Source organism: Paenibacillus sp. D2_2 (assembly GCF_031199965.1).
GTDB lineage: Bacteria > Bacillota > Bacilli > Paenibacillales > Paenibacillaceae > Fontibacillus.
Genome location: NZ_CP133605.1, coordinates 3,601,134 through 3,620,936, shown reverse-complemented (window position 1 = coordinate 3,620,936; position 19,803 = coordinate 3,601,134). Strand labels below are relative to the sequence as shown.

General features: G+C 46.6%; 11 protein-coding genes and 2 pseudogenes. 10 read left to right on the top strand and 3 right to left on the bottom strand.

The genetic code is table 11. The features are described 5' to 3' along the window. Nucleotides 1–123: 123 nt before the first annotated feature. Nucleotides 124–273: a 50S ribosomal protein L33 gene (gene rpmG / locus RE628_RS18300; protein ID WP_309154415.1), complete on the top strand. Its 150-nt coding sequence runs from the start codon at nucleotides 124–126 to the stop codon at nucleotides 271–273. 20 nt (nucleotides 274–293) lie between these two features. Next, nucleotides 294–1,501: pseudogene (locus tag RE628_RS18295) on the top strand (GTP-binding protein). A gap of 9 nt (nucleotides 1,502–1,510) precedes the next feature. Here RE628_RS18295 and RE628_RS18290 read toward each other — a convergent pair. Then, a pseudogene (locus RE628_RS18290) lies at nucleotides 1,511–2,946 on the bottom strand (PLP-dependent aminotransferase family protein). 416 nt (nucleotides 2,947–3,362) lie between these two features. Between RE628_RS18290 and RE628_RS18285 the strand changes: the two are divergent. From RE628_RS18285 to RE628_RS18260, 6 genes are all read left to right on the top strand, one after another. Beyond that, complete coding sequence (locus RE628_RS18285) at nucleotides 3,363–4,193, top strand: ABC transporter permease (RefSeq protein WP_309154414.1); 831 nt, start codon at nucleotides 3,363–3,365, stop codon at nucleotides 4,191–4,193. 31 nt (nucleotides 4,194–4,224) lie between these two features. Further along, nucleotides 4,225–5,106 carry a carbohydrate ABC transporter permease gene (locus RE628_RS18280; RefSeq protein ID WP_309154412.1) on the top strand — a complete coding sequence of 294 codons (882 nt, stop codon included), beginning with the start codon at nucleotides 4,225–4,227 and terminating at the stop codon, nucleotides 5,104–5,106. A gap of 72 nt (nucleotides 5,107–5,178) precedes the next feature. After that, on the top strand, nucleotides 5,179–6,792 hold the full coding sequence (locus RE628_RS18275; RefSeq protein ID WP_309154410.1) for an extracellular solute-binding protein: 1,614 nt from the start codon (nucleotides 5,179–5,181) through the stop codon (nucleotides 6,790–6,792). Nucleotides 6,793–6,835: 43 nt separating this feature from the next. Then, nucleotides 6,836–9,157 carry a helix-turn-helix domain-containing protein gene (locus RE628_RS18270; RefSeq protein ID WP_309154409.1) on the top strand — a complete coding sequence of 774 codons (2,322 nt, stop codon included), beginning with the start codon at nucleotides 6,836–6,838 and terminating at the stop codon, nucleotides 9,155–9,157. 39 nt (nucleotides 9,158–9,196) lie between these two features. Further along, the gene (locus RE628_RS18265) at nucleotides 9,197–14,899 is read left to right on the top strand and encodes a CBM96 family carbohydrate-binding protein (protein ID WP_309154408.1); all 5,703 of its coding nucleotides are present in this window, start codon (nucleotides 9,197–9,199) and stop codon (nucleotides 14,897–14,899) included. Between the two features lie 65 nt (nucleotides 14,900–14,964). Continuing rightward, nucleotides 14,965–16,674: a DUF8769 domain-containing protein gene (locus RE628_RS18260; protein ID WP_309154407.1), complete on the top strand. Its 1,710-nt coding sequence runs from the start codon at nucleotides 14,965–14,967 to the stop codon at nucleotides 16,672–16,674. A 110-nt stretch (nucleotides 16,675–16,784) separates the two neighbouring features. On the opposite strand, the gene RE628_RS18255 is transcribed toward RE628_RS18260, so the two are convergent. Then, complete coding sequence (locus RE628_RS18255) at nucleotides 16,785–17,297, bottom strand: AraC family transcriptional regulator (RefSeq protein ID WP_309159500.1); 513 nt, start codon at nucleotides 17,295–17,297, stop codon at nucleotides 16,785–16,787. Then, the gene (locus RE628_RS18250) at nucleotides 17,294–17,689 is read right to left on the bottom strand and encodes a cupin domain-containing protein (protein ID WP_309154406.1); all 396 of its coding nucleotides are present in this window, start codon (nucleotides 17,687–17,689) and stop codon (nucleotides 17,294–17,296) included. The genes RE628_RS18255 and RE628_RS18250 overlap by 4 nt, the downstream gene beginning before the upstream one ends. A gap of 214 nt (nucleotides 17,690–17,903) precedes the next feature. Here RE628_RS18250 and RE628_RS18245 point away from each other — a divergent pair, with 214 nt between their 5' ends. Further along, nucleotides 17,904–18,956, top strand: a complete 1,053-nt coding sequence (locus RE628_RS18245) for a glycoside hydrolase family 88/105 protein (protein WP_309154405.1) — start codon at nucleotides 17,904–17,906, stop codon at nucleotides 18,954–18,956. A 1-nt stretch (nucleotide 18,957) separates the two neighbouring features. Then, the gene (locus tag RE628_RS18240; protein ID WP_309154404.1) at nucleotides 18,958–19,758 is read left to right on the top strand and encodes a polysaccharide deacetylase family protein; all 801 of its coding nucleotides are present in this window, start codon (nucleotides 18,958–18,960) and stop codon (nucleotides 19,756–19,758) included. Nucleotides 19,759–19,803 lie beyond the last annotated feature (45 nt).

Sequence of the window (19,803 nt, the reverse complement as noted above, 5' to 3'; positions counted from 1 at the left end):
GTGAGTAACACCCTGTTTTTTTTGTGTTCGAGTCATCTAAATAAAATGGACGGATTGACAAGCGATGTGATAGCCTGTAAAATTCTTAATCGTAAACATTACGATTAAGGAGAGGTGCTTAATATGAGAGTTGTCATTACTTTGGCATGTACTGAGACAGGAGACCGTAACTATACGACTACCAAGAATAAGAAGACGCATCCCGAACGTATGGAATTGCACAAATATTGCCCACGGCTGAGAAGATATACGCTGCATAGAGAAACTCGTTAATTTACTAGAGGAGGTTATGTATGTTAATTGAACAAGAGGCAAAGAAGAGGATTCCGGTGACGGTACTGAGCGGATATCTGGGAGCCGGGAAAACGACGCTGCTGAATCATGTCCTTCACAATAAGGACGGGTTAAAGGTTGCGGTTATTGTGAATGACATGAGTGAAGTCAACGTGGATGCCAATCTGGTGAAATCGGGGAATACATTATCGAGAACAGAAGAGAAGCTGGTGGAGATGTCTAACGGCTGCATCTGCTGTACATTACGTGACGATCTGCTACGCGAGATAGAGAAGCTGGCTGCTGAAGGGCGGTTCGATTATATTCTGATTGAATCATCAGGAATCAGCGAGCCAATACCCGTTGCACAGACCTTTACTTATGCCAATCCAGATCTGGATATCGATTTAACCTCCCTATCCCGGTTGGATACGATGGTTACTGTCGTAGATGCCAATCGTTTCTGGCATGATTTTGCCTCGGGGAGAGTTTGCTTGATCGGGATCAGGCGGCTACGGAAGCTGATTATAGAGATATTGTAGATCTTCTAATTGACCAGATTGAGACCTGTGACGTTCTACTGCTGAATAAGTGCGATCTGGTCGAGGAAGAAGAGTTAGTCAAGCTGGAGGCGGTGTTACGAAAGCTTCAGCCATCGGCTAGAATCATTCGCATCGTGAACGGTGTTGTCGACCTGAAGGAAATTTTGAATACAGGGTTGTTCGATTTTGAGAAGACAAGCATGTCTTCGGGATGGATCTCGGAGCTTACCAAACAAGAGCATACTCCGGAAACTGAGGAGTACGGGATAGGGTCATTTGTGTACCGTAGCAGGATTCCATTTCATCCGCAGCGTCTCAGTGATTTCTTCAACCATTGGCCTGAGGAGGTCGTGCGGGCCAAAGGACTGGTATGGATCGCAGCGCGTGGTGATTATGCGGCATCATTAAGCCAAGCAGGAACCTCAATTCAGTTTGGTCCTGCGGGATATTGGCTGGCATCGCTGCCAGAAGACCAGCAACGAGAAGTTTTGGAGAGCGAGCCCGAAGCCCAGGAGCGCTGGGACTCCACCTGGGGTGATCGAATGACCGAGCTCGTCTTCATCGGTATTGACATGAACCGAGAGGATGTTGAGAATAGACTGGCTCGCTGCCTGCTGACCGAAGAAGAAATGAAACAGGATTGGAGCCGATTTAACAATCCGTTACCCTGGATGATGGAGGAATAAGGTAAGGGCTCAGTCGGTCAAGCTACGCAGCGCCTCAGCGAATTTGGTGATACCACTCTTGATCTCCTCGGTCTTCGCTCTGGCATAAGTGAAACGGACAAAGCCGGAATCCGAACCGTAGACGCTTCCGGGCACGAAGACGACTCCTCTTCGGATCGCTTCATCCAGCAACTTGCTGTCTGGTATCATTGGAGTTAACATGCACCATAAATGCAGACCGCCTCGCGGAGGAATGAATGAGATCTGATCGCCTAGTTCCCGCCGCAGGGACTCGATGAGCAAGTCCCGTTTGAATTGGAGCTGGATTTGCAGACGATCCAAATGGGGCTGGAAATAGTCCGATTTAATAAATTGAGCGGCTACCTGCTGTGGGATTACACTCAAGCCAAAGTCCATCTGTTGTCTCGCATCAGCCAATCTCTGCACGATCGAATGTGGAGCTACCATCCAGCCGATTCGCAGACCGGAGGCAGCGATTTTGGAGAAAGAGCCGATGTAGATAATGTTACCGTTCGAATCCATCGATTTAAGCGGTGCGGGTACAGTTCCTTCAAATGCAGTCAGGCTAAATGGATCATCCTCAACGATCGGAAGCCCGAGTTCACTGGCGACAGAGAACAATTGCTCGCGGCGTTCGTTACTGATAACCGCGCCTGTCGGATTCTGAAAGTTTGGATTCAGGAATACCATTTTGATCCGATGCTTCTTATATAACTCGCGGATATCTTCAGGATGGACGCCATGCTGGTCGACCGGAAGCCTGAACAGACGGAGTCCAGCCGATTGGAACATCGGTAGCGAGTAACAGTAGGACGGATCCTCAATCGCTACAGCGTCCCCGGGGACAGCAGGCATTGAGTGATCAGGTATAAGGACTGCTGAGAGCCCGAGGTGATCATGATCGACGATTCTGTCGCCTGAATTCCCCGGTACTTCTGCAAGTAATCGACCAGGGCTTGTCTAAGCGGTATATATCCCTGCGGGTTATCATAGCCCAAATAAGAGGTGTAATCATGCTCCCGCATCAAGGTGGCGATTTCATCAAGCGGAGATAAATCCGCAGCCAATTCACCGCTCGCGAAATCGATCAGGGATGGGTGCTGACTAAGCGCATCCCTGATTTTGCGTAAAAAAGGCAAATTGGGGAGGAAGCTCCCGCCTTCGGCATACCGATTCCAATTCGGTGTATGCTTGGGTGTGGCGCCCCATTTGGTGCGGCTTACACGTGTTCCGCTCCCAGTAAGGCTCTCAATGATCCCCATCGATCTTAGTTCGGCGAACGCAAGGATCACGGTGCTGCGATTAACGCCGAGCTGCTCGGCTAGCCTCCGTTCGGACGGGAGCTGGCTACCTGGAGGGAACTCACCATACGCGATTCTCTTCTCCAGATGATCGGCAATTTGTTCATAGAGCGGTTTTTTATTCTGACGGTCTGGTTTCCACATGCTTTTATCACCTTCAGTTTGTGAATCTATGACTTACTATAACATTTTTTTCGCTCATCGCTGACCGGCAATCTTCATTTTAGTTGGTCTAGTAGAAGTTAGTGTTGATTTTTACAAGCACAGTTGCCTCCTCTGATGGAGGCAACTGTGCTTCTTTTTGTGCTCCAAAAAGCTCGGAAACACGGGGGAGAATTGAAAAGGAGTGGCATCACAAAAAATGAATATAGCGCATTTGGCGATAAGGAATAGCATCATAAAAACTGGAGATTTTCGAGCCAAGGTAGGGCGTGTTAGGTTGAAAAAGAAAGGTTGAACGAACAACGACAAACATACGAAAGGGGAGGATCAAAACGAAGAAGCATCTATCGCAAAACCGTTTTCTCTATTTATTGCTAGTGCCGGTGGCCATTTATTTATTGCTTTTCAAATATGCGCCGATGGGCGGGGAAATTATTGCTTTCAAAAATTATCGTCTCGCTGATGGCATTTGGGGCAGTCCTTGGGTCGGCTTGGATCAATTTGAAAAGCTGTTCTCAAGCAAGGAGTTTTACGTTGTATTGAAGAATACGCTCCTGCTTAATCTGTACCATCTTATATTCGCCTTTCCGGCTCCTATTATATTGGCTCTCATGCTTAACGAGGTCAGAGTAGAGTGGTATAAGCGGACACTGCAAAATCTACTGTACATTCCCCATTTTATTTCATGGGTTGTACTAGGAAGCATCATTATTGCTCTTTTATCACCTTCCACAGGCATTGTGAACTATGTGCTGCAAGCCTTCGGCATGGAGCCGATTTACTTTATGGCCGATAAGTTCTGGTGGCCGGTCAGCTTTATCGTATCCGGTATTTGGAAGGAGGCCGGGTTCGGAACGATCCTCTATTTGGCGGCAATGGCCTCGATCGATCCGACGTTGTATGAAGCGGCGAAAATGGACGGTGCAAACAAGCTCAGGCAAATATGGCATGTCACCCTGCCAGGCATTCGCTCCACGATTGCAATTCTGCTTATTTTGCAGGTAGGTCGCATGATGGATGTCGGATTCGAACAGGTATATGCACTGCGCAACCCGGCTGTGACGGGCGTAGCGGAAGTTATTAGTACGTATGTGTACACGCGGGGTCTCGTTAATTTGCAGTACAGCTATACAACAGCGCTTGGGCTATTCCAGTCATTGATCGCACTTATATTGATTATATCGGTCAATAAAATTATTAAATCAATGGGGGAACGAGGCCTATGGTAGCCGCTCGTCGCAGAAAAGGAGTGAGTAGGATTTGAAAATACGCAGCTCAAAGGCATCCTCAGTATTTTTCCGTTGGTTCAACTATATATTGCTGGCTTTAATTGCCTATGTAACTGTGTTTCCTTTTATTAATATCATTGCCGTATCGCTAAGCAGCAGTAGGGCAATCAATGCGGCAGAAGTGTTTATGTGGCCAATTGAATTTAATGTAACCGCATACAAATCCTTGCTTAAGGACGGACAGCTGATCGTCGCGATGAAAAATACGGTCATCATTACGGTAGTTGGGACGTTCCTAAATATGCTGTTGACGACGATGGCGGCCTATCCGCTGTCCAAGTCAAGACTTAAAGGCAGAGGGATTATGCTGATGGCGATCTTATTCACCATGATGTTCAGCGGAGGGATGATACCGAACTTCTTGCTAGTAAACAGCCTTGGTTTGGTCAACACGTACTGGTCATTATGGCTGCCGGCACTTATAAGCGCCTACAACATGTTCGTTATGAAATCCTTTTTCGAAGGCTTACCAGAGGAGTTGGAAGAGTCTGCTGCCATTGATGGCGCTAGTGATGCGACGATTCTGTGGAAAATTATTATGCCGCTTTCGAAGCCGGTTATTGCCGCATTGACGCTGTTCTATGCCGTAGGCTGGTGGAATTCCTATATGAATGTTCTGATCTATATTCGCAGTACTGACAAATTATCTTTAATGGTCAAACTCTATCAAATGATCGATCTGATCAGTCCTGAGCTTATGCGGAGTGGAGAAGGAGTAACTAGAACCAGCATTACACCAGAAGGGATTCGCGCAGCAGCGGTTGTGTTTGCAATAGTTCCGATCCTTTGTGTTTATCCATTTTTGCAAAAGCATTTTATTAAGGGCGTATTGCTTGGTTCAATAAAAGGCTAAGCAAAAACATGATATCAACTGTGTATCGTAGGAGCAGTTTGATATAATAAATTGTACTCTAGGAGGTAGATTATGGCTAAAGTCATGAAACACAGGGGGCAGATGTTCTTTATCATGTGCATGGTCATCGCTTTGCTGGCAACGGCTTGTTCCAGTAATAGCGGCAGCACTGGAAAGGAAGAGGCCAGCGGTAATACCCCGGTAAAAGAGAGTGAAGCCAATAAAGGTGGGGCGACTGATCCATACGATGGATTGCCCAAGAAATTAAGTATCTCGATGTTTGATCGTGGTAGTGTATCTAGCGATGAAGGCACGTATGAAGATAATCGTTGGGTAAAATGGATCCGCGAGCAATCAGGCATCGATCTCACGATCGTACCTGTAGCCCGTAATCAAGCACAAGATAAGCTGAACATTTTGTTTGCATCCAATCAAGCACCTGATCTTGTATGGGACTATGATCGTAGTTATATCGGCAAGTTGGTAACACAAGGTGTTATTCAACCCATCGGCGACTATATTGACAAATACAGCACTTCATATAAGAAATACTTAGAAGAAAATCCTGAATTGAAAGCACAAATTACGTTTAATGGCGAAATTTATGCGATAACAACGAAGCGGCCAGTCACCAATATTGCAAATCATGGGATATGGATCAGACAGGACTGGCTTGATGAACTGAAGTTGGAAAGACCAAAAACGATGGAGGAACTGGTCAATGTAGCCAAAGCCTTCAAAGAGCATTACGCGGGCAGTACGCCAATTGTCGGCTATACCACATTTGATATCTATTCCGCTCTATATGGCGCGATGAATTCACAATGGTATTTGGAAGACGGAAAAATGACCTATGGCGGTGTCCTTGACCGTTTTGCAGATGTTGTTCAATTGGAGAAGGAGCTCTATGAGCAAGGGCTTGTCGATAAAGAATATATGACAGACAATAACAATCAGCGTGCCAACCAGCTGTGGACGACAGGAAAAGCCGGTATTTTAATGGGGCAATGGGGTGGCGGTAATATCGATATTCTGATGAAGGACCTAATCGCTAACGTACCGACTGCCAAGCCAGAGCCGATGGAGACGGTCTCGACTCAGTACGGTCACTATGGCGCTTATCAAGAATCCTCGCCGTTAATATATGTCGTGTTTAATAAGGACATGAAAAATCCGAAAGCGGCAATTGAATACTTGGATTGGATGTTGGAAAAAGGATGGTTTACGCTTGTGAATGGGGAAGAGGGCGTGCATTATCAACTGGTTGATGGTGTGGCAAAGCGGACAGATATTGATAAATTCAACAAGGAAGTGCTGTACGCAGGCGAATACGCAGTTGTGCGAAAGGATAATATGAAGCCGGAAGATTTGCTAATTCAAGCTGCAGATGATGAGATGTCACAACGCATGGCTGCACTTTCGGTAGAATCGGTGAGATTGGCATTGAAAAATGAATTCCGTCGCGACACGCCATATCAACCGACATTTAACGAAATTAACGAAATTCGTGCTACACTCGATACCTTTATTCGTGAGACAAGAGCGACGGCTGTTACACAGGGCGACAAGTATACAGGCCAATGGGCGCTTGAGGAAATTCGCAAGGAATGGAGTCGTCTGGGCGGCGACAAAGCTACAGAAATTGCTCAACAATGGTATGAGGATAACAAGGCAAGCTTTCAATAATTGAAGTTGAACGATCAGAGAGAAGACAAGAGGGGGACTGGGTATGAATCTATTTCAAAACCGGCGTTTGGTTAAGGCGGCTGCGATTTTATCGATGATTCTGTTTCTCCTTGTCTTCTCTTCTATTTTCATTACGTACTTAGTGTTCAATGATCAGTTGAAGCAGCAGCTGGCAGATACGAATATGGAATTGCTGCGGCAGCTCGATAGCAAGCTGGAGCTAACATTATCGAACCTGGATAAGTCTGCGATTCAATTGTTGAAAAATGAGGAAGTGAATCGCTTTTTTGATCATGAGCTGGATGAGCAGGAGAGCCGGAACAATTCATTCCGTGTTTCCAACTTAATTAATAACGTACTAAACAGCACGGAACAGATTTTTTCGATAGATTTTTACTCTTATAGCAAACAGCGACTTGTAAGCGGTAACATACTGACGGAGCAGGATATGCTGCAGGACTTTAACTGGATCAATCAGTTTGTCGAATTTGAAGGCTTCTCAAGCTGGATGCCGACACACAAAGTAAAAATGACCCATTCCAATTATCCGATTTACCGCAATGTGGTAACACTTGTCCGTACTTATCCATTACTTCATACGCCCGGTTCGCGTAAAGGAGCGATCGCGGTTAATTTGAAGGAGGATGTACTTTACAATTTGATTCGCAATACTGACGGGATGGAAGAAGGGCAAACCTTTGTCATCGACAGCGAAGGAGTCGTCATTCTTCACGCTGACAAGACCAAACTGGGCAAGGATATTAGCGAGTTTCCTTATATTAACCGCATCTTGAACGGACAGGAGGACGGATATTTTCGGTCTGAAGTGGAACAAGTCAATTCTTCCGTTTTTTACGTACATGAAGCATATACAGATTGGAAGATTGTAAGAATTGTTCCTGAGGATCAATTGACCCGTCCGCTGACAGTTATCCGCAACGGGCTGATTGTGCTGGCGCTTGTGCTGTTTGTAGTGGCGACAGGAAGCGCAGCGATGATCGGACGCTGGACATATAAGCCGGTCAACCGTGTTATCCGTACAATGAGTAAACGGCTGACAGTACATCCCAAGCAGAAATATACTGACGAGTTCCAATACTTCGAATCGACGGTGGAGCATATTTTGCAGGATCGAGAGCAATTGCATATGCAGGTTAATGAAAGTAAGCCACTGCTGAAATGGCGCCTGCTGTCAGAGCTATTGTCCAATCAGCGCAGCAGTCTGCAGTCTGTTGAGCATTATATGGAATGGATCGGCATTCGGCTGCATCCGGACCGTTTTGTCGTCATGAGTGTCGATTTTGACAATAAGCAGGAGATTGCCTCGCCGAGAGATCTGCAGCTCTACGCTTACGCGCTTTGCAACGTAGCTGAAGAGCTGATGAATGCGGAAAATCGGGGGATCGCCGCCGAAATGGATACGGGCAAATGCGCGGTCATTATGAGCTTTGATGCTAGTGATGAGGACAAGGAGCGCTATCTGATGCGGGCTGTCGCCGTAGCGGATTTGATGAAAAGCTTTGTGCAGGAATACTTTAATCGCACCATTACAATTGGAATAGGCGATGTTGTTGATCAAGTAGGGGCGATCCGCTATTCCTATAAACAATCGCTGGAGGCGCTGCGCTATAAGCTTGTTATAGGCGGCAATACGATCATTACGCAGGAGGATATCACAAGCGGTCAATCACCGCAATTTCACCGACTGCTGGCGATGACGGACGGAATGATCGCTTCTATTAAAGTGCTGGATGCCGATAAACTGCGGCAGCAGGTGCACAGATGGTTTGAAGCCTTTGCCGAGCATAACGTTCCGCCAGAAATGATTGTGCAGCTTATTGTTCAGTTTTTAATGAAGGCTTCAACCGTCGCTGTAGAAATCGGAGTCGATACAGAGGAGATATTCCCCGAACAATATCGAATTGAACTGCTGAACCAATACGAGCGGCTAGAGCATTTGGAGCAATATACAGTAAATGCACTTGATATTTTTATTGAACGGATCAAGGAGAAGCGCAGCAATCGGGAAAAAAATGATGTGATCGACCAAGTGCTGCTCTATATTCAAACGTATTACATGCGCAGCGATTTGTCTTTGAACCTGCTGGCAAGTGAGTTCCGCATTAGCGTCTCGCATTTGAGCAAGCTGTTTAAGGAACAAAAGGAGTGTAATTTTATCGATTTCCTAATGGAAATACGAATGAATAAAGCAAAAGAATTGCTTGCGGAATCGGAGGAGAAAATTCGTGACATTGCCGAGCAGGTCGGTTACACCAATGTGAACAGCTTTGTGCGGATTTTCAAAAAGATTACCGGGCTAACACCAACAGAATATAGAAATCGAGCTCAATCAGAGGATACTTGATCAGCGTTGCTTCACCAATATTTTTTGGGAGGATGGAACATGAGAGGAAGAAGATCAGTAACAGTATTAGCTCAGTTTCTCATTCTGACAATGATTTGCACCACTTTGTTTCAGATAAATATCTCATCAATCCATGCGAATGAAGATGCTCTAGATCAAGCAGGAGAAGTTAGTCCTCACTCAATCCAGTTGTTACCACTAGATGATGCATATGTGCGAAGCTCAAATGCTTTTGCTAATATCAATTTTGGTGAGGATAAGGCGTTGGTTATTAAGAAAGGCAGCCCGGAATTAACTCGAGAAAGTTATATGAAATTCGATTTTTCAGGCTTCTCTGCAGAAGTGGAGTCTGTAACACTAGTTGTGTATGGTGCTGTTGGGGAAGGGAATCAAGCCAATATTCAGCTTCACAAGGTGATGGATAATAATTGGTCCGAAAAGACGATCACCTGGAACACGAAACCATCTTATGAATCCCAAGCTATGTCCTCCATTACGTTGGATAAGACAGTAAAGAGCTACGAGATTGATATAACTGAACAAGTCATTGAACAACTGACGGCGGATAAGATGATGAGTATTGCCTTTGTCCAGCCTGACATGCCAGGAGGGCAAGGTTTAGCAGTCATTCTAAACAGCAAGGAGAACACGATTCAACAGCCCTATGTGGAAGTGAAATATAAGGCTCCTGAGGATTCTATACCCCCTAGCTGGCCGAGTGGCAGCGAGCTAAAAGCTATTCAGTCTGCAGAGGATGCTGTTGATCTTCAGTGGACATGTGCCGTAGACAATCAAATGGTTGTATCCTATCGGATTTATCAGGATGATATGTTGATAGCAACTGTACCTGCAACACAAAGGGATTATCATGTAAAGGGATTGGCATCGAAGCAAAATTATTTCTTCAAGGTGGAAGCGGGAGATCCGTCTAACAATTGGTCACAGGACGGTCCGGAAGCAGTCGTAACCATGCCAGATCTCGTTAAGCTTCCTGCAATTGAGGACACCTATGTTAATGCAGGCGGCGCAAGTCAGATGAATTATGGAACGAGTGACAAATTGCTCGTTAAAAATATGAAGGCAGATCCGAACGTGACCCGCCAATCTTTTATTAAATTCGATACGGAAGCGCTTACAGAAGAAATTGGCACGGCAACACTGAACTTCTATGGAGCAGTTGCGGATGGAGGAGGTAGTGCCATCGATACGGTTGTATTCGGATTGGAGGATCACTCCTGGAAGGAAACGGAGATGACTTGGGCTACAAAACCAGAGGTAGTCCATTATCTTAGCAAGGTTCCAATGAATATGACCTGGAAATGGCATCAGGTTGACGTTACATCCTATGTGAAGGATCAAATCAGGAAAGGAAAAGAAAAGGTTAGCTTTGGTTTGCTGCAATTAGTAGATGTTGGGCTCGTGGTCAGCATCAATAGCAGGGAAAATGCAGAAAACCAGCCTTATCTATCGATTAGCGGCTCGCGGGCGAATGAGACGGCACCAAGCTGGCCGGCCGGCAGCACGCTGCATTTGCAAAGCATGGAAGAGGAAGCTGTAGGTTTACAATGGGGGGCTGCTGCAGACCCGGCAGGTGTGACCCAATATCGCATCTATCAAAATGGTACGTTGATTGACACAATTAGTGGTCAAGCGACGAGTTATGCAGTTGAAGGTCTTGTAATTGGTGAACGTTATACCTTTAAAGTAGAAGCAGGGAATGCGGCAGGAGAATGGAGCCAGGATGGACCTATTCTAACCGTTACCTTGCCAGATACGAAGTTCAAGCAGACCGTGCTTGGCAATGTTTTTTTGAATAATGAACCTATTCAGTTCATCGTTGAAACAGTCAGGCCGAATGTGAGCTGGAAAGCCTTCGATCTTAATGGCACGAAGGTTGCTGAGGGCACGGCACAAACCGTTAACGGGCAGGCTGCCATCACAGTTACAGCTAGCGGTTTAGGCTATTTTACCCTTGAAGCACAGGCTGAAAAGAGCGGTAGCTCGCCGATTCCTTTGAAGACATCATATTCTGTTCTTGAACCTTTCACAGCTCCGACAAATGGTAATTCACCTTTTGGAATCAATACGCATTTGCATCGCATTGCATACGGCTGGAATGCGGATCTTGTGAAGCTTGTAAAATATGCGGGAGCCACCTTTGTTCGTGATGGAATTGAATGGGCCTACATCGAGAAAGAAAAAGGAGTCTATACCTATTTTCCTGATCTGGAGAATTATATGGCTAGATTGAAGCAGGAAGGCATTCCGATGCTGTACGTTGCTGCTTATAATAACCCATTTTACGACAATAACGGAACCCCTTATACAGATGAAGGGCGACTAGGCATGGCGAATTATGCCAAAGCATATGTGAATCAGTACAAAGACCAGATTATCGCCATGAATGTGTACAACGAGTTTAACGGCGGATTTGGCAAGCGTGGCAACAGCCCGGCAAACTCACAGCCCGACTATTATTTTAAGTTATTGAAAAAAACCTATGAGGTTGTAAAAGAAGAGCATCCGGATCTGCCGATTGTCGGTATTGTATCCGCCGGCATCCAGCTGGATTGGATTGAGGAAGTGCTCAAGCTCGGCGGGATGGATTATCTTGACGCCATTGCTGTGCAGGAATATGAATATCCTAATGCGCCCGAAGAGCTGGCTGGGAAACTGGATGGCCTGAAAACGTTAATCAAAAAGTACAATAACGGAAACCTGGTGCCGATTTGGCTGACGGAGTTCGGCTGGCCAACCTTTGTCGGATCCCGCGGCATTAATGAGAAGCTGCAAGCGGACTATCTGCTGCAAGGGCATGTCATCGCATTAGGCAGCGGTGTGGAAAAGATGATTTGGTATGACCTGATGGACGATGGCATTCAAGCGGATTTAAATGAAGATAATTTTGGGATGATCCGAAATGAAAAAAGCTCGATTGGGGCATATACAGCCAAGCCTGCTTATGTGAGCTACGCAGTAATGACTAGAGAACTGACAAATGCGCAGTTTGAAGAAGTGGAGGCCGTTCAGGATCCAATTCGCAGTTATCGGTTTGTTAAGGATCAAAGGCCGTTGCGTGTTATATGGGCGATGGAGGATACGATCATCAATATTGCCACAGATACGCCAATCGAAATTACCGATATGATGGGTAATTCGGAGCTGTACGCGCCGCTTAACGGAAAAGTTATATTGTCCCTTTCTGGCGAGCCGTACTATGTAAAAGGTGATGTCGGCCAAATCACCGTGGAACCTACCATTACTATTAATGGTCAATCTACTGTAGTAGGGGATGCAGGTCAATTTACAGTGTCTATGACAAACACGAGCAAATCCAAACTTTCCTTCACAATGAATGTAGAAGGGAAAGCGCATTTGGTTACGATCGAACCAGGTCAATCTATTGAAAAGTCAATTTCTATAGAGGACACTCGCGAAGGCTATCGGTATATTCCGGTTTATTTAATGGTGGGAGAGCAGAAGGTTGGTAAACTCGGATATGAACTTAAGGTTGATAAAGCCAAGGAAGTAAAGGTGCGTCCGGTTGTAGAACAAGTAGAAGGTGCGGAAGGCCAATATGATCAAGCATTATATATTGAGGTGACAAACTTTAGTAAGCTGCATGCACTACAAGCAAAAGAAGTGGAGTGGAGTGTAGGTAATCAGTCCGGACGGCAGGCATGGAATATCAGTATTCCTCCAATGGCATCAGAGTCATTTCGTATTTCACTACCTACATTTGGATTTGGAGAAAATTACAAGGCTTCTGTACAAGTGAAATTTAACGATTTGGATGTGTATCGATACGAAGGGAATTTTGGCTTTAACCCCATTCTGCAGCGTACTGTAAACATTAGTGGAGAAATTGAGCCAGAGCTAGAGGCTTCAGCTCCAACAATCGATTTGTCAAAAGGCAAGGAAGTTCTACTATCAGGTTTTAGCGGCAAGATCGATGTTCGTGGAGATATATGGCTGAATTATGACCAAGATCATCTCTATCTGACAGCACAAATTAAGGATGAGATTCACTCTGCAAAGGCTGTTGGAGTCCAAATTTGGAACAATGACAGCATTCAATTTGCTATCACATCCGGAGTACCTGGGGAAAGCAGCAGCTGGTATGAAATTGGCCTGTCGGATACGCCAGAAGGTCCACAAATGTATCGATTTGCAGCTCCGCCGGGAATCGATAAAGGTCCTATTACGAATGGCAAGCTTGTGGTGAAGCGAGATGAAAGTAAGAAGATCACTGTGTATCAAATGGCATTGCCGTGGTCTGAGCTGACACCGGTGCTTCCACTGCGTAATGAAGTGATGAGCTTCTCTTTGCTTGTCAATGACAACAACGGTAACGGAAGACGTGGATGGATGGAATGGGGATCAGGGATCGGTCTTGAGAAGCGCGCAAGTTTATTTCGTACAATGCAATGGGTGCATACGGAGTCTGCTCCGGTTGCCTTCGACGGATCCTATACCGTAAAAATTGGCTCGGGGTTGCAAGGAAAGCTGGAAGCCGATCATGCCGAAGGAACCACATTGACTTATGAAATTGTCGGGCAGAGCAAGCAGGGCGTGGTAGAACTGACCGATGCCGTCAAGGGAGAATTCGTCTATAGGCCGAATGCCTCGGCGTCGGGAAAAGATGCGTTCACGTTCCGGGTTCATGACGGTTACGGCTATTCGAACACGGCAACGGTGACGATTGCAATTGAAACGGCGCCGGTAGAACCGCCGGTTGATCCTCCTGTATATACGGGTGTGATCAAGCCTGATGTTTATCGATCGAATACCGGTCAGTTATATCTGCCAGGCGGGGCGGCTGGGGAGGTTAGTCTCGGCCAGCAGATTACGCTGACGATTCCAGCCGGAGCTACGGATACCGGTAGCCGGATAATAATTGAAGAGCTTGAGAAGCTAGACGGTCCACAACTGCAACTGCTAAGTCCGATGTTCCAATTGCGAAGAGAGCCGGCGGGAGAACTGAAAAAATCTGCCTCATTGCGTCTGGCATTCGATGCGAAGCAGGTCAAAGACGATCAATATGCGTCCCTTCAACGCTATGATGAGCAGCAGAAGAAGTGGATTGAAATCGGCAGCAAAGCAGAAGGTGGCAGCATAACCGCCGAGATCAAGCAACTGGGCATTTATGCCGTATTTGCGCTGAATCGCACCTCGGATAAGCCGGAGCCGGTACAGAAGAGTGAGTTGAAAGATATCGCAGGTCACTGGGGTGAGTCCTGGATTGAAAAAGCGGTGCAAGCGGGTATCGTAACAGGCTATAGCGATAATACCTTCCGTCCAGACCAGACTGTGAGCCGTCAGGAATTAGTAGCGATGCTGGTGCGGGCGCTGCAACCGGCAAGTGCAAATCAGAGACTACCGTTCATGGATCAGTCGCACATCGGGAATTGGGCGACGGATTCAGTAGCAGCAGCGGTGCAAGCTGGCTGGATTACGGGCTATAGCGATGGCAGCTTCCGTCCGCAGGAAGGCATTACTCGCGTAGAGCTGGCTGCAGTGCTGGCACGTGCAGCAACTGGCATGGCTGCTGGAAGCGGGGAGCTAAACCAGTTCCGCGATGCGGAGCAAATACCTTTGTGGGCGCAATCGTATGTAGCGCAAGTAGCAGCTAGTGGGTTGATGGAAGGTACGGGAGCTGGGCTGTTCAAGCCAGCCGGCATCGTTACCCGGGCGGAAGCAGCGGTTGTAGCTGTAAGATTGATTGAGCAATCAGCTAAATAAACGATTAGAAAAGCACCGCAGCCGCATCAGATGATGAGGCTGCGGGAAACAAGGAGAGGAATACCGTGAATAAACAATTTCAGCAACTAGAGGAACTGGAAATGCTGCGGCGGAAGATTGAATCTAAAGAGTCGGCATATAATCCCGAGATTCAGATGCTCACCTCGCCATTTAGCAGTCCAGGCTATCATACGACCATAAAAAAAGCCGATGTCATTCACTCTACGCTTCATTCACTCATCTATGCGCTTGGTTTGCTTGACACAGAAGAGGAGCGCTATGAAGCGCGCGCCTTTGACATTTTTGCCAAAGTTGTCTCCTTGCAGGATACAGATCGTAGCCGCAATACATTCGGGATCTGGTCGTGGTTCTACGAGGAGCCGCTTGAGCAAATGTCACCGCCGGATTGGAACTGGGCGGATTTTTGCGGCAAACAGCTTGTGCTGGCATTATCGCGTCATGGCGAGAAATTCCCTGTGCAGCTGTACGCGGAGGTAAAGCAAGCGATCTATAACGCGTGCGATGCGATTATTAAGCGGGATGTAGGGCCTGGCTATACCAATATTGCCATTATGGGCGCCTTTGTCACCTTAGTCGCTGGTGAGGTGTTCGGCGAGAAGCGTTATGAGACGTATGGTCTGAATCGTCTGGAGAAGCTGCATCAATTCACGCAGGTGCGACAGGCCTTTCAGGAATATAACAGCCCGACTTATACAACGGTTGCTATTCTGGAATTATCCAAGCTGCATACAGAAACAAAGCTTGAACGAGCCAAGCAACTGAGCGGAGAACTGCTCGATATGGCTTGGAGTTCGGTGGCGGACTATTATCATGCTGCGACAGGCCAGTGGTCGGGGCCGCATAGCCGCTGTTATAACACTCTGTTAAACAATAACCATAAAGCCTTCCTGCAATATGCTACAGGAGGAACCTTGCAATTTTTTGAATGGGTGGACTTTCCGTACGATGAGGAATGGTACAAGAGCGGCATACATTGCCCAGAAGCTACAGCAGCGCGGATGCTTGTTGCTGAGGAACGTGAGCTACAAAAATGCTTCGCAATCAATGAACATGATCAGTCAGAAAAATGGGCGACGACCTATATGACGCCAAATTATACTCTCGGCACCTTTAATAAGGAGATTATGTGGAATCAGACACGGACCTTGCTTGCTTATTTGGATAACGGCGGTCAGCCAACCTACATGCATTTACGCTGCTTGCATGACGGTTATGACTATTGTTCAGCAATTTTCAATAGTGCACAGCGTGAAGAGCATGTGCTGTATGGCGTGCATTTTATTACGAATGGCGGAGATACACACCCGAATCTGGATAAAATTGATGGGATGATTGAAGCGACAGACTTCCGGCTTCGTTTAGAGATTAGCGGCTGTCTAGAGCGGATGGAAAGTCAAGCTGAAGGGAAGGAAGCGGTCATTCGTATCGGCGGAGCCAGCGGAATAACGATCACGCTGCACAACTGGTTTGCGGCCTTTGACGATCGGCAGGCTGAGGATGCCTCCTGGCGATGGGAAATAAACGAAGTGGACGGTGTGCTTGGAGTTGATTGGGTGATCTATTCCGGGGAGCGAAAAACGATCGATTTCCGCCAAATTCGCCAAGCAGCTTTTCTGTTTACAATGCTGCTGAATAGCGAAGGGCAGGCATTATCGCCGACGATTCAGAAGTCGAAAGATCAGATCTCGATTAGTGGTGAATGGAATCATGAGCAGATGAGCTTGACATTGCCTCTCAGGGGAAGCGATTGGTAAAAATGAGACGGAGCCGATCCGCAGCGATAAGGTGTTTCGCTGCGGATCGGCTTTTTTATTGACCCTAATGCCGTTGTGATAGGCGATTTTAATAGGTTTGCGAAGGGCTTCTATGACAATCGATAGGGTTGTACTTCGTGTCCGGCCTGTTTGCGGAACGTGCTTGGCGTCAGGCCTGTTTCCGCTTTGAACGTATGAAAGAAATGTGAGAGATCACCAAAACCAACGTTGGAGGCGATTTCGGTCACGGAGAGTGGAGTATCCATGAGCAGCCGTTTAGCCTGATTGATCCGATAAAGCGTTAAATAGCGGTTCAAGGAATGGCCGGTTGCTTGTTTAAAATGATCGTACATATGTGAGCGGGAGACATTGAACCGTTCATGTAAGCGGCTGACCTCAATCGAGTCGGCATAATGTACAGTTAAATATTGTAATATACGCTCCGCTAAATCAAACGCAGTGTTCTCTGATTTGTCGATGTTTGGGGGACAATGCCGCTCCCTCGCTAGTATAACGAACATTTCGGTAAGCAGATGGTGTATTGCCGCCTCGTAAAAAACGGGCTTGTCGGCGAGCTCCTTAGAAAGCCGCAGCAGCAGCTCTCGGATCGTATCCATCTTCACCGCAGACAAGTGCCAGAAGGGGCGCGGCTCAGTAAGCAGGGTGTGTACGCAATTGCTGATTCCGGCAAGTTGTTGAATGAGATCTGCATATAATGTTCGTCGATCGATAGCACGACACGGTGAAGAGGTTTTGTTCCGATGACGGACGGTAAGTGCAGGACGTACGGCTTTATGATGGCAAAGGTGCCAGGATACAAGGAATATACACGATCGGCGACCAGTAATTTTCCATGGCCTTCTAAACAATAATAGAGCTCGTACCCCCGATGAGCATGCAGCTTGCTTTGACCGATCATACCGTTACGGAAATGACAATGGACGGGGAAATCATCTAGAAACCGATTCGTAATGTCATCGAACTGATAGCCGGGAGAGATGTAGTCTGAACCCATTTTATTAGTTCTCCTGTTCCAAAGGGAATGGTGGGTAGTAATGATATTTTAACATGGTTCATTTCAAAGTTTTCAGGAGTATTTGGAAAAATCCCCATAAAATCTGAACAAGAAGCCAAGTCTCGCAAACTCGGATCCGTACATTAAAGATAGCACATCTTGAAAGGGAATTACTTAGGATGTTGTCATATTTGGAAATCTAGGGAGTGGGCGTATGAAGGGGAATGATGAACTAACGGAATTGGCGGAACGTGTCTATCATCGAATGATCGATCGGACTGTGAATGACTGGGGAATGAACATGGGAAGCTGGGATTGGGTACCGGGAGTTGGAGTAATCTCAATCCTGGCTTATGCCAAGCTGGTTGGTAAACAAGAAGCAATCGAATATTTGCGTCAATGGAGTGAAGACAATAAACATTTGAGTGATCAAGTGAACGTAATTAATTCTATGGCGCCATATGCGATCTTCCCGGAGTTGTATCGGGTTAGCGGGGACCGATGGTACTTGGAAACAGCAATCAAAATCGGTGATTGGATGCTGACAGAAGCACCACGCACGCGAGAAGGCGCTTTTGAGCATACAGTTACGGAGAATGCCCATTTTTCTGAACAAGTATGGGCGGATACACTGTTTATGGCCGTACTCTTTTTGGCTAGACTTGCGAAGTTAACCGGAGACAGTAAGTATGCCAAAGAAGCGGAGTTCCAATTGCTTATTCATTTACGATTGCTCCAGGATACTCAAACGGGTGTATTGTTCCATGGCTGGAATTGTGCAGAAGGGCATCATATGTCCTCAGCTCGCTGGACTCGTGCCAATGCATGGGTTGTGCTGGCGTGTCCCTGGATTGCCGAGGAGATCGGTTCCCTGATTCCGATTGCCGAGGAAATCGTCGAGCGATACCGGCAGCTTGCGGCGGGACTGCGACAATATCAAGGAGCAAGTGGCATGTGGAGTACCGTATTGGATCAGCCCGAATTCTATGAGGAAACGTCAGGGAGCGCGGGGATCGCGGCGGGGTGGTTGGCTGGAATTAGAATGGGGTGGTTGGATGCTACATACCGGGAAGCAGTCAATCAAACATTAGAATGTGTTATGGCGCAAATCGAACCTGATGGGACAGTACAAGGTGTATCCGGAGGAACACCAGTTATGCCAAACGTTTCGGATTATGATGAAATTCCGTGTATCCCGACGCTATATGGGCAGGGATTGACTCTTATTTTTCTCTCGCTTGTACTTACGGATATAGGAGGTTATTAGTATGGCAAATGTTCTGCTGACGTTCCCTGGAGGGAAGAATAAAGTTCTAACTATGAGTTATGATGATGGCAGAACGGCCGATAAACGCTTGGTTAGCGTGTTTAACGAGTATGGGATTAAAGGGACTTTCCACCTTAATTCGGGCCTGGCTGGACAGAATGATCGGATAGCGTTGGAAGAGATCGGGGAGGTTTATCTAGGTCATGAGATTTCAGCCCATTCGGTTACGCATCCAACCATGACAAGATGTGTCAGGGAGCAAATCGTTGAAGAGATCATGGGCGATAGGAAGGCTTTGGAAAGCATCACGGGTTATCCTATAAGAGGATTCTCTTATCCTAACGGTTCATTTAACCAACAAATCAAAGATATGCTCCCGTATCTTGGCATCGAATATGCCAGAACAGTCGAGAGTCATGGCGACTTTCGCATGCCGGACGATTTCATGGAGTGGAACCCGACTTGCCACCATAATAGGAATCTGCTGGAGCTGGCGGAGACATTTAAGCAATTGAATAGAAGGCATCATCTCAATCTGATGTATGTTTGGGGACATAGCTATGAGTTTGATCAGGATAATAACTGGGAGTTGATAGAGAACTTTTGCAAATCAGTTGGCCAGCGTGAAGACATTTGGTATGCCTCAAATATAGAAATTGTCGATTATTTGAAGGGATATCAGCACCTTCGATTTTCGGCTTCTCTGGATTTTGTCTATAATCCTTCCTATTCTTCGATATGGCTTGAAGTCGACGGTGCAGTGATTGAAGCTAAAGGCGGCTGTCAAACGAAATTGGTATAGTATTATGAAATCCATACTTTCTTGGTTAATAACGATAGAGCAGTT

Excerpts from the sequence above, each read along its gene's own strand:
- rpmG (WP_309154415.1), top strand. The coding sequence starts at position 124 with ATGAGAGTTGTCATTACTTTGGCATGTACTGAGACAGGAGACCGTAAC.
- RE628_RS18275 (WP_309154410.1), top strand. The coding sequence starts at position 5,179 with ATGGCTAAAGTCATGAAACACAGGGGGCAGATGTTCTTTATCATGTGC.
- RE628_RS18270 (WP_309154409.1), top strand. The coding sequence starts at position 6,836 with ATGAATCTATTTCAAAACCGGCGTTTGGTTAAGGCGGCTGCGATTTTA.
- RE628_RS18265 (WP_309154408.1), top strand. The coding sequence starts at position 9,197 with ATGAGAGGAAGAAGATCAGTAACAGTATTAGCTCAGTTTCTCATTCTG.
- RE628_RS18250 (WP_309154406.1), bottom strand. The coding sequence starts at position 17,689 with ATGGGTTCAGACTACATCTCTCCCGGCTATCAGTTCGATGACATTACG.
- RE628_RS18245 (WP_309154405.1), top strand. The coding sequence starts at position 17,904 with ATGAAGGGGAATGATGAACTAACGGAATTGGCGGAACGTGTCTATCAT.
- RE628_RS18240 (WP_309154404.1), top strand. The coding sequence starts at position 18,958 with ATGGCAAATGTTCTGCTGACGTTCCCTGGAGGGAAGAATAAAGTTCTA.